We start from the raw sequence: 11,747 nt of genomic DNA, 5'->3' as shown, positions 1-11,747 counted from the left end.
TTGCGCTTGAAACCTTTCGCTTTTACCATTCGTCTAACATAAGGAAATTCTACTCTTCTAAAAAAATCATTTTCATAAAGTTGGTGGGCTTCATGGATTCTAACAAAAAGGCGCAATCGCGGTTTGATTATCAATTAGCATTTATTATATTTCTACTATTTTGCGCGAGCTGCGTGGCCATTTACGGAGCGCAAATGACTTCAGGGCAATATGCGGTAAACTTTATTTTTAAGCAAATTGCCTTCTATGCAGCCAGCTGTCTTATTGCCGGAGTTGTCATGCTGTTCGATTCAGAACAAATTCAAAAAATGACATGGTATTTATACGGTTTTGGGATATTTCTTCTATTTTTGTTAATGATTTCACCAGAAAAAATTGCCAAAGAAATAAATGGCGCTAAAGCATGGTTTACTCTTCCCGGTTTTTCGTTTCAGCCTTCAGAAATCATGAAAGTTTTCTTAATCATTGCTTTGAGCCATATTATTTGCAAGCATCATCAAAAGTATTTGCATCGAACCATTCAAACCGATCTCATTTTGTTATGTAAAATGGGTGTGACGACAGCAGTACCGGTATTGTTCGTTATACTGCAGCCTGACTTTGGGACTGCGCTTGTCATGTTTGCCATTTTAGCCGGCCTTATTCTTGTTTCAGGCATATCTTGGCGGATTCTTACATTAGGGTTTCTCATCGTAACCCTCTTTGCTGCAACAATTTTTTATCTTGTATTGCGAATGCCTGAATTTCTTGCCAAATATTTAGGTGTCAAGCAATATCAGTTCGGCCGGATTTATGCATGGTTAAATCCCGAAGGATATAAAAGCGCTGAAGGCTATCATTTGCTCAATTCTCTAAAAGCTATCGGATCTGGCCAAATTTTCGGAAAAGGGGTTGGGCATGGACAAGTATATATCCCTGAAAACCACACCGACTTTATATTCAGTGTGATTGGGGAGCAATTTGGATTTATCGGCACTAGTATTGTCATTAGTTTATTTTTCTTATTAATCTATCACATCATTAAAGTGTCAATTGAAACAACTGAACCGTTTAACAGCTATCTTTGTACTGGCGTCATCAGCTTGTTTGTCTTCCATGTATTTCAAAATGTCGGCATGACGATTGGCCTTCTGCCGATCACAGGTATACCGCTTCCTTTTATCAGCTATGGAGGAAGCTCCCTTATTGGCAGCATGATGGCGATCGGATTGATTTTCAGTATCCGATGGCACCATCGTGTATCTATGTTTTCAAAAGAATAGGTGTCCAATAAAGTTGGACACCTTTTTTGTTTTGTTTAAGAAACAAATTGTATTAGCATGAATTTTTCTCGCCTATGGAAGGCAAAGGCAGCAGCTTTCTGTATCACTCATATCTTAACGATTCGATTGGATCCAATCTTGCCGCCTTGTTTGCCGGCAATAGTCCAAAGAGAATCCCAATAAACATTGAGAATAAAAGTCCGCCGACGACAACCTGCCATGATACTAATGATGGCCAACCGGCAAAAATGGAAATGATGGATGCAATTCCTGCACCTAATAAAATCCCTAAAGTTCCCCCAATTAATGTTAATGTCATCGATTCAATTAAAAATTGCAGCAAAATTTGTCTCCTTGTTGCACCAAGAGCTTTGCGAATGCCGATTTCTCTCGTTCTCTCGGTGACGGAGACGAGCATGATGTTCATGACACCGATGCCGCCAACTACGAGGGAAATTCCGGCTATGCTTCCGATAATCATGGTCATAATACGGGTAATTTGGCCGATGGATTCTGCAATTTCTTCAAAATTCACCACTTGATACGAATCTTCTGTTTGATGCATGTCGTTTAGCAATTGCTCAGCTTTTTCCCCTGCAGCTTTGATTTCGTCTGCACTAACTGCTTCAAGCGTTACTTGCGTATAATTCGTTTGACCGAAAGCATTTCGATAAGCCGTCCATGGAGTGTAAATTTCCGACATGCCAAAGGCAAAAATTCCTGTCGGTTTTTCAAGTATGCCGATAATTTCGAACGGCTGATTCGATACCCAAACGACCTCGCCAATCGGATTTTGTTTTTTAAATAAATCTTTTGCTAGTTGGTCGCTAATAATCGCTACACGTCTGCCGCCTAAAAAATCCGCTTCCGTAAACAGTCGGCCTTTATTAATGTTTAATTGATTGACATCCATATATGCAGCATTGATCCCATAGACCGTGGCATCGATTGTTTCTTCTTTATACCTTATTTGATAAGAACTTGTCGTGGAAGCAACAACCTGTTTAACTTCAGGGATCCCTTTCAACGCTTCAACATCTTCTTGGGTAAACGGATCCACTAACATTGCGTTCGGATTTGCTTTCAACTCTTCTTCACTTGGTTGATAATACACTTCTATCGTATTGCTGCTGCCTGCAATTTGGGCTTTTAAGGCTTGTTCGCCCCCTTGGCCGATTGCTACAACTAAAATAACAGATCCGACACCGATAATTATTCCTAGCATTGTCAAAATTGAACGGAGCTTATGGGCAAGAATGGAGGAAAACGCCATCCGAAAATTTTCCATCAAATTCATAATGTGCTCCCCCGTCCCAAATCTTCTTGTAAAATTTCTCCATCTCTTACTACAATCGTACGCTTAGCAAATTGAGCCACTTCATGTTCATGCGTTACGACAATGATGGTTGTCCCTTCTTTATTTAGCATTGTAAATTGTTCCATAATTGCTTCGCTTGTTTTCGTATCCAATGCACCAGTCGGTTCATCTGCCAAAATGAGCTTTGGATTATTCACAATGGCTCGAGCTATTGCCACCCGTTGTTTTTGGCCTCCCGATAATTCGTTTGGCATATGCTGAATTCTATCGCCGAGTCCAACCTTTATTAAAGCCTGCTTAGCGAGTTCATCCCGCTGTTTTTTTCCAATGCCGGCGTAAATCATTGGCAGCTCTACATTTTTTAAGGCGCTCAACCGCGGCAGAAGATGAAACTGCTGAAAAACAAAACCGATTTTCTTGTTGCGTATTTTGGCCAATTCTTGATCATCAAGGGACGATATATCCTTCCCTTCAAAATAGTAAGCACCTGATGTCGGGCGGTCCAAACAGCCAATAATATTCATGAGAGTTGATTTGCCGGAACCGGACGGCCCCATAATGGCCACAAAATCCCCCTGCCGGATTTCTAAATTGATTTTTTTGAGCACATCCATTGTTTCTTTACCGTTTCTATAAGATTTCGTCACATCTTCCAGCTTGATCATTTGATTGTCACTTCCACGCCTGCTTTGATTTCATCAGATGGTTCACGAACAATTTCATCATCTTTTGTTAAACCGCTCGTCACCTCAATATATTCATCGGTTGAAGTACCGGTTTTAATTTCTTTTCTTGTTATTTTTCCGTTTTTCACTACATAAACATATTGTTGATCATCATCTTGTTGAACAGCGGTAAGAGGAATAACATTCGCTTTTTTTCTTTCCGTTTCAATTTCCATAATCAATTTAAAGCCTGGCTTCACCGGAATGTTCTGATCTTGGACAAGAACTTCCACTGGATACTGGACAGCCTCGTTTCCTGTTTCCGCCGCCATCTCACTGCCTTGTTGAGGCAAAATGCCAATTTTCAATACTTTTCCTTTCCATTTTGCATCAGGCACCACATCAGATTTTAAAACTACAGGCTGACCTTCTTTAATTTTTAAAGAATCGTATTCAGAAATGACCCCTTCCACTTTCATTTTGTTCAAACTGCCAATATGTATGAGCGGCTTCACATTTTCGCCCATTGCTACTGCTGCGTCTTCATCTACGGTAATCACAATTCCATCAACTTCGCTTTTCACTTCAAGTTCTAAAATCTTCTTTTCTACTGTTTCCAGTTGAATCTTCTGTTGTTTAAGCTCAAGATTCGTCATTTTCTTATCCATTTGCAGTTGATTTTTTTCATTTTCTATCTGCTTTTCTGCTTCTTCTTTACCGACTTGTTTCTTCAATTCTTCTTCTTTTTTCTTCAGATCATCCAACTGCTCATTGATTTGATCTAGTTTGATATAGCTTTGTTCAATCGAAAGCTTGGCCTGTTCCTTTTCAAGCTCTAATTGTTCGTTTTCATAAATGACGAGAGGTGCTCCTTTTTTTATTTTGTCCCCTTCTTTGACAAGGATTTTTTTGATCTTTCCTCTTTCAGCATCATAATAAATTTTTTGTTCATTCATTAATTGAAGAGTACCGGGAATCATAACATTCCCGGTAATTTCTTTTTGCTCCAATTTGACTGTTTCTACAGTCGGATTTTCCTTCGATGCAGCACGAAAAATACTGATCCCAACAAATAAAGCGATGATAACTGCTACTCCTACACCGATCAAAACTTTCTTTCTCATACTATAACTATGCCCCCACTAATGATTGTGTTGCTCCAGATAATGTCAATAGCAGACTGCCAAGAATGAATAAAACGATTGAAATAGTCCAAGATGCACCTTTTGACAGTTGACCTACATGATGAAGCCCAAAAGCGGTCAATATTGTTCCCCAAATTCCAAAAATTTCGATAGATGACAAAAATGATCCAAGCGCCCCTTCAGCTCCTACAATACTGTTTAAACTAGTAAATACTTGATTAGTGATGTCTCCTCCACCGACAAAATATAAAATAATCGCATTTAACAGTGTTCCTATTGATGTAACAAGAGAAATAAAAACGGTCATTGAAAACATTTGTTTAAAACGAATTTGTTTTCCGGCAATTTTTACAATGGCAAAAAGAATGAGTGCCGAAATCAATAGTGTAATAAGTCCGCCAATGATACCAGACACAAGTGCACCGACTGTTGTAAATGCGCCGACGTAAGCTGCTCCTTCTGCACCTAATTCCTCTTCCACGATGCTATAGTCGACTGATAACACTGAAAGGTAAGCTGCCAAAGATGAAATAATAATGACAACAATTAATGGAAGCAATACTTTTGGCTGTTGTTTGATCCGCTCAAGCGTCTCAATCGGACTTGTCACAATCCCTAACAACGACGGTTTATCCACTTTTTCATTTGAATGCTGAATGTTCAGTTGCTCACTCATTAAAGTCATCTCCTCCATTATAATGATTATTTTCAATTTATTTTACGAGATTGATAAGAATGAAGTTTCACATTTTTTGAATTTCTTACAAATATTTTGAAAAACTTCCCTTAACATGATGAAAAGACCGCAGAAATACATTCTACGGTCTTTTACAGGTTATTAACTCTTTGGTTATCATTTTGTCCGCATGTTGTCTAGCTCTAATTTGCTCCTGCTTGCCACGTTTTTTTAAAACGGAGCTTGGGTTTGCTGTGCTGATTGTTGATTTTGCTGGCGCACTTCATTGACGTTCGTTTGGCTTGCTTGTCCGCTTAACGGATTGAAGCTGAAGCCGGATGCTTGCTGCGTTTGATATTGGTTCGGTATTTGCTGTGCTGATTGTTGATTTTGCTGGCGCACTTCATTGACGTTCGTTTGGCTTGCTTGTCCGCTTAACGGATTGAAGCTGAAGCCGGATGCTTGCTGCGTTTGATATTGGTTCGGTATTTGCTGTGCTGATTGCTGGTTTTGCTGGCGCACTTCATTGACGTTCGTTTGGCTTGCTTGTCCGCTTAACGGATTGAAGCTGAAGCCGGATGATTGCTGCGATTGATACTGATTCGGTATTTGCTGTGCTGATTGCTGATTTTGCTGGCGCACTTCATTGATGTTCGTTTGGCTCGCTTGTCCGCTTAACGGATTAAAGCTGAAGCCGGATGATTGCTGCGATTGATACTGGTTCGGTATTTGCTGTGCTGATTGCTGATTTTGCTGGCGCACTTCATTGATGTTCGTTTGGCTCGCTTGTCCGCTTAACGGATTGAAGCTGAAGCCTGATGCTTGACTTTGATATTGATTTTGCGGTTGTTGAGCTTGGTATACTGCTTGATACTGGTTTTTCGGTTGATAATTTTGCAGCTGCTGTGCTTGACTATGAAGCGACTGAGCCAAATTTTCAATTTGCTGCAAATTTTGCACCGCATTTTGTTCCTTTTGTCCAAATGCTTGTGTCTGTTGTGCTGTAAATTGATTTGAGCTAAATGCTTGATTAGCGTTTTGCTGTTCTTGCTGTTTCAGTACTTTGGCAATTTGTTGAATCTGCTGCAATGCTTGCTGCGCTTGATTTACATACGATTGAATGCGTTGCGGCACTCTTTTTCCCTCCTTATCATTTAAATTCATTTTATTTTTTTGTAATCACCTAATTTTTATTCATAAAAAAATGTGCTTTACATCACAATTCACCATTTTTTCACAATCAAGATTCCTAGGTTCTGGTAAAATATTGGTATATAGATGGTTTCCTTCTTGAAAGGAGGTTTTATAATGGTCAAACAAGTGGCGGATCCATTCTTAACCGATCCATTGAGTGCTTTGCATGAATATTTCGACGGAATCATAAACGTGAGGGAAGGGACGTATCTTTTTCAAGAAGGCATGGAGGTTCATGAATTATATTGCATCCAATCCGGCTTGGTGCAAATAAGCAAAACAACTTCAGATGGAAGAGAATTGGCGCTAAAGATCTGCAAAAAAGGCGACCTTATTGGTGAATTTTCTATTTTTTCAAATGACCCGAAGCACATATTTAACGCAAAAGTTTTGGAAAACAGTTCTATTTATTTCATAAAAAAAGAACGATTAGAATGCAAACTGTTTGAAAATCCGAATCTTAGCCTTTCGTTCCTAAAATGGATGAGCGAGCAATATCAAATTACTCAAACAAAATTCCGCGATTTGATTTTAAACGGGAAGAAAGGTGCCTTATACTCCACACTCATACGAATGGCGAACACCTATGGAGTAGAAACTGAAAATGGCATTCTCATCAATATCGACATGACCAATCAGGAGCTTGCGAATTTTTGCGGAGCAACTAGAGAAAGCATCAATCGAATGTTGAGCAATTTGCGGAAAAAAGGCGTAATTTCTTTTCAAAATAAAAAAATCACCATTCACGATCTTCAATATTTAAAAGATGCAATCAATTGTGAAAATTGCCCCGTTTCCTACTGCCGAATTGATTAAATTGTAAAAACATCTTATATGCGCCTTGTCTTTCAGAGATGGAGCCGGAACTTTAAACTGGCAAATCGCCAGTTTTCTTTATTTATTTTTCATTTAACAAAGATCTAGTCGTGCATATATTCTGTCAAGTAAAACAATGAAAATAGGGAATACTATGCCGGGACAATGATTCGATCGCAGGACAGGCATTTTTTAAAGCGGCTAAGGCTAAAAAAATGAGAACCTGTTCGATCGTTTCGGGGTGTGCTTCATATAAGTGTCTTTAATCTTTTCCTTCAAATGAAAGGTTCCTGATTTGAGGTTTTGTTTTTTCTTTGCCATTAAAAACCCCATCCCAGGCAGACTCTTTACACATCATATGAAATGCATCTGTTTTTTTTTGTCTACCTGAGTATGGGATACCAAATGGAATTTAACTCAAAATTTGCACTTGATTCCTGCAAATTTTAGAATTTCCATATGAAACTTTTATTATGAATACAAAAGCACAACCGGTGCCATTCCCATGCAGGAAAATGTCCGTACCTTTAGGTGCCTTCATTATTTAATGCCGATATCGATCTCTCCAATCATCATTAATGACTGGATCGATAAAAGAAGTTGATGATGAATCATAGGATTTCGCAGTTCCTGCTGAATAATGCTTTCGATTTTGCTCACCCTGTAACGCAATCCGCTGATGGATAACGCCAAATCTGCCGCTGTCTGTTCCAAATTGCCTCCATTGACTAGAAAGATGTACAATGTTCGCAGGAACTCGATATTTTTTGGATCATCCAGTTTTAAGTTTCCAAGGCAAGCTTTAGCCATTTTTTTTACCTCTTGTTCATTCTTTTCATTAATCAGCACACCAACAACTCCTAACGATTCAAATGAAATGATTTGTTGGTGTTTCGATGACACCCTGACTGCTGTAAGTGCTTCTTTATATGCTTCCCCGGCATTTGACACATTGTTTGCTTTGGAGCTGATTCCCCCGTAAAATTTAATAGTAGAGAATTGTGAAGATAGTAAATCAACGATTTTTGACAGCCATGTTTGTATACCTGTTTTAGCAACTTGATCTGCTGTTACCAGCAAAATAAGATGTTTAGCACGCTGGCCAATCAACATGTTTTGTTTTTGATCTTTGCCGTAAGCGGAAAGAAAACTTAAAACTTCTTTTTGCATTTCCAGCTCCTTCGATAAATCATCTTCTTGAAACCGGCAATCCAGCACACAGATATAAAAAGGCTTGGATAAATCCACTCCTATTAAACTAGCTTTCATGATTAAGTCGTGATCATTGCTTTGTTGTCCCGCATTAATCATTTCCTCTAAAAAAAATCCTTTAATCCGTTCATACGATTCTAGCTTCGCTTTTTCATTGAGCAAGCATACCGAGCTGACAGAGGCCAGCCGCTCTAAAATCATAGGAGAAATTGAGGCGTTATATTGATGCAAATCGCGATAAACAAACGAACAATATCCTACAATTTTGTTTTGCAAAAATATTGGTGTCATCAGGCGATCATGATGGCGCAAATGAAGAAGTTGTGTTGATGTGACGATGGCTTGAGGCTGGCAAAAAGGATTTTTTCCTACATAGTCAATAAGTTCGTTTTTATATTGTTCTAATTCATTGGAAGCAATCCCGGCATAGGCCATCGGATGAAGGTGCAGATTCTCAATTAAAACTGGGACATTCGTCGATTGAAACACTTGACGAACTACGGAGTCTAAATTGTTTCCTTTAATGATTTCCTCAGTGAGCTTCTTATGAACATCCGTCACAAATTTTAAATTATTCCGTTCTTCTAAAAGTTTTTCGTATGTTGCCGCCAGCTCTTCTACGATTGGGGACTCTTCAAGATAGCACAGCTCTTGTTCCGCTTCTTCTCCCCATCGATCCACCGTTTGGCCGATCCAATGGCATTGTTCTTTTCCCATACCTTGACAAGCAATTTCTTTGAAAATCGTCTTTTCTCCGACAATTTCTGAAACGAAACCGCTGGCATAACCAGAAAGGGTAAAGCAAACTGGGATGGATGATGTCTCAAAATGGCGCACATGTTCTTCTGCTTCATAGGAATGACACCAATATCCTTCCATTGTGACTTGATATTTTCCATTTTCCCTTCTGACTTCTAAAAAAGTACATCTCGCTTTCACATGACCTTTCATCGTATGCAGCTTTGGGCCATCTTGAATGTACTCCTCTACTGTACAGTTTGCATGATTCATCAATTCTTTCGCGTCTTGTCTACCTAGATTCCATCCATACCGAAACAAAAAACCTTTCATCCGTTCAAATCCCATGTCGCGAATTAAATCTCTGCGCAATAATCCGAGCGCATTTGTCGCCACAATCATCGAGCGGGACTTCCCCATATAAATGTAACCGTTATCAAAATTTAATTCCAGCTGATCTAATGCCGATCTTTTTTTGTTCATATGTTACCACCTTAGCTTTATTCAACAAGATCACCAATCAAGTGGCTGAGCGGATACGTTTTGCAAGCCAATACATAACCTTGTTGCCGCTCCTCATCCGAAAGAGCTCCTTTCGAACACAATCCAATTTTGTATTCTCCCTTTTGGATTTTGACTTTGCACATTCCGCAACCTCCATTTGCACATCCATAAGGAATTTTTACTTGATGAGATCTCGCAGCTTTTAATAAATCAACGCTCTCTCCGCAAGAAAAAATTTCTCCGCCTATATGAATTTGATATACCATTATTATCTCCCTCCCAACATGATAATTTTTTCTATTATTCAAGCATGCTCTACAGCATAACGTTATGCGCCATTTTGCACCTGCTTTTACTAGCGCTGGCGAAAAGAAACAAAAATGCCATAGCATTGATCGCATCGTTGATGAACATAACATCATGGCTATCCGACACCTATAAGCATAATAAATATTTTTGCTTAAGGTATGTTTTCTTCTTCACGACCAATGCCGCAGTTCTTGAAAGCGTCGAACGGAGTTCTTAATCACGCAACATGTTCCCCATTCATAAACAATTAACTTTCTACTTTTGTATCTGCCGATTTCATCCCTCTTTTTCATGCTCTCTTCGTTTTTTCACAGATTCTCCAGCAATTCCCCAATGTTCTAGAGGCATTTCTTGAATCATGATGCGGACATTTTCTTTCGGCGCATCCAATACTTTGCACACCGTCTCCGTTAATTCATAGATAAGTGTCTCCTTTTTTTCCGGAGAACGACCTTCTAATATGTGAACTTGAATGAAAGGCATACGTTTTGACTCTCCTTTCCAAAGATAAAAAGGCTTCAACCGAACGAAAGAAGTTCAGGCTTATGGAGAAAACGTTTTGCTATTGCATCGGCTAACTCCCGCTTAGAACGATTTCTACCATTGCACTGATTCCTGGTCACGAGAAAGTTTGTTATCGTTCAAATAATGGCCCCTGACACACTAGCACCGCAACCGTCGAAATAATGGCACCATTCCTTTAAAAAACTATAAAGATGAGCATACATCTGACCCAACATTTTTCGTAAATCGTTCTTTTAACATGATGCGGGAAGACAGCCGCTAAAGTGACAAAATGCGATGCCGGCTGCAAAAAATTTCAAATCGCTTTTAGTGCAGGCTGTCTTTCTAGATAAAGCGTCAATGATTGAAATGTACAACAACCGTAACTGTTGTGTTGTACTAGGCATATTCGCAATGCTGTCTGGCTTTGAAAAAAGCGAATCATAACCTTGTTTTTGATAAAAACATAAAAATATTCTTATATTTCATTGTGAAAAAAATGCAAAAGCAAAGAATGAAAGCTTTCTCGATATTCCACTTGCGTCCAATGGCTGCATTGTCCGTAAATCATCATTTTTACCCACGGAAGATGTTTGGCAAAATAATAACTTGTCTCAACAGGAACGATCGGATCATTCAGCCCGTGAACGAGTAAAACTTGTTGTTGTATGCGGCACAAAGTGGCGCTTGGCAAAACAAGATCATCTACTATCCGCTGGCGAAGCGGAGGAAACATTGCTTCATAGGAACGGCGCACGGCAGGATTCATTGCCGCCTCAAAGCGCATTTTACTAATGCTGTCAAGATTGTCTTTAATAAAGCTTTCATCATATGCAAACCAGCGAATGATCTGCGCCATTGCCTCTGCTGATGGATCCTCATAAAACCCCCAAACGCGGTCAAGTTCTGGAGTCAATCGAAACGGAGCACCCGCCGAGCCCATCAACACAACGCGATCAATTCGATCAGGCGCCTCGGCCAATAAATGAAGAGCAACAGCCCCGCCTAAAGAATTTCCCACTAAATGAACGTTTTTCACTTCCAATTCATCCAAAAGGTCTTTAAGCTGATCCACCCATAACCTCATCCATGACCGGATACCTTTCGGAGGTGAAGACGGATGTTCCGACATTCCAAAACCGATTAAGTCTGGCGCGATACAATCAAATCCCCTTTCCTTGAAAAAAGGGAGCGCATATTGCCAATTAGACCAAGCAGTTGCTCCAGGACCGGACCCATGGATAAAAAGAATCGCTTCATTATTTCCGATGCCGGTGCGGTAAAAATAAGTTTCATAGTCTCCGGTTTTGACACGGGTACTTGTCACTTCTTGCAAACCAATTCCTCCCCTCTCGACTCTATTATCGAATCATTTTCCAACACGTACTCCTGACACGAAATTAA

11 protein-coding genes are annotated in these 11,747 nt (G+C 39.6%); 2 read left to right on the top strand and 9 right to left on the bottom strand.

From position 1 onward, the window contains the following. Positions 1-92: 92 nt before the first annotated feature. Entirely contained in the window at positions 93-1,262 is a 1,170-nt protein-coding gene (locus tag ACVIJU_RS08785) for an FtsW/RodA/SpoVE family cell cycle protein (RefSeq protein ID WP_063389628.1), read from the top strand. 103 nt (positions 1,263-1,365) lie between these two features. On the opposite strand, the gene ACVIJU_RS08780 is transcribed toward ACVIJU_RS08785, so the two are convergent. The 5 genes from ACVIJU_RS08780 to ACVIJU_RS08760 all read right to left on the bottom strand — a co-directional run bounded on the left by ACVIJU_RS08780 (position 1,366) and on the right by ACVIJU_RS08760 (position 6,200). Beyond that, positions 1,366-2,559, bottom strand: a complete 1,194-nt coding sequence (locus ACVIJU_RS08780; RefSeq protein ID WP_063389627.1) for an ABC transporter permease — start codon at positions 2,557-2,559, stop codon at positions 1,366-1,368. Beyond that, positions 2,556-3,245 carry an ABC transporter ATP-binding protein gene (locus tag ACVIJU_RS08775; protein WP_063389626.1) on the bottom strand — a complete coding sequence of 230 codons (690 nt, stop codon included), beginning with the start codon at positions 3,243-3,245 and terminating at the stop codon, positions 2,556-2,558. Before ACVIJU_RS08775 ends, ACVIJU_RS08780 begins: the two co-directional genes overlap by 4 nt. Continuing rightward, positions 3,242-4,369 (bottom strand): efflux RND transporter periplasmic adaptor subunit, encoded by a 1,128-nt coding sequence (locus tag ACVIJU_RS08770; RefSeq protein ID WP_063389625.1) that lies wholly within the window; start codon positions 4,367-4,369, stop codon positions 3,242-3,244. The genes ACVIJU_RS08775 and ACVIJU_RS08770 overlap by 4 nt, the downstream gene beginning before the upstream one ends. Before the next feature lie 7 nt (positions 4,370-4,376). After that, a complete protein-coding gene (locus tag ACVIJU_RS08765) occupies positions 4,377-5,066 on the bottom strand; it encodes a Yip1 family protein (RefSeq protein WP_063389624.1) in 690 nt (229 codons plus the stop codon). Between the two features lie 231 nt (positions 5,067-5,297). Then, on the bottom strand, positions 5,298-6,200 hold the full coding sequence (locus tag ACVIJU_RS08760) for a hypothetical protein (RefSeq protein WP_456687486.1): 903 nt from the start codon (positions 6,198-6,200) through the stop codon (positions 5,298-5,300). A gap of 174 nt (positions 6,201-6,374) precedes the next feature. Between ACVIJU_RS08760 and ACVIJU_RS08755 the strand changes: the two genes are divergently transcribed. Further along, positions 6,375-7,076 (top strand): Crp/Fnr family transcriptional regulator, encoded by a 702-nt coding sequence (locus tag ACVIJU_RS08755; RefSeq protein WP_082830420.1) that lies wholly within the window; start codon positions 6,375-6,377, stop codon positions 7,074-7,076. Positions 7,077-7,616: 540 nt separating this feature from the next. Here the strand turns inward: ACVIJU_RS08755 and ACVIJU_RS08750 are convergent. From ACVIJU_RS08750 to ACVIJU_RS08735, 4 genes are all read right to left on the bottom strand, one after another. After that, the gene (locus tag ACVIJU_RS08750) at positions 7,617-9,509 is read right to left on the bottom strand and encodes a XylR N-terminal domain-containing protein (RefSeq protein ID WP_063389623.1); all 1,893 of its coding nucleotides are present in this window, start codon (positions 9,507-9,509) and stop codon (positions 7,617-7,619) included. A gap of 17 nt (positions 9,510-9,526) precedes the next feature. Continuing rightward, positions 9,527-9,796 carry a 2Fe-2S iron-sulfur cluster-binding protein gene (locus ACVIJU_RS08745; RefSeq protein ID WP_063389622.1) on the bottom strand — a complete coding sequence of 90 codons (270 nt, stop codon included), beginning with the start codon at positions 9,794-9,796 and terminating at the stop codon, positions 9,527-9,529. 319 nt (positions 9,797-10,115) lie between these two features. Next, positions 10,116-10,361: a 4-oxalocrotonate tautomerase gene (locus ACVIJU_RS08740; RefSeq protein WP_261308745.1), complete on the bottom strand. Its 246-nt coding sequence runs from the start codon at positions 10,359-10,361 to the stop codon at positions 10,116-10,118. A 460-nt stretch (positions 10,362-10,821) separates the two neighbouring features. Beyond that, a complete protein-coding gene (locus tag ACVIJU_RS08735; RefSeq protein WP_235600522.1) occupies positions 10,822-11,670 on the bottom strand; it encodes an alpha/beta fold hydrolase in 849 nt (282 codons plus the stop codon). Positions 11,671-11,747 lie beyond the last annotated feature (77 nt).

The organism is Aeribacillus sp. SP014 (assembly GCF_054055575.1).
Note: the sequence above shows the minus strand (reverse complement) of the source record. Positions and strands in the feature narration are given on the sequence as shown.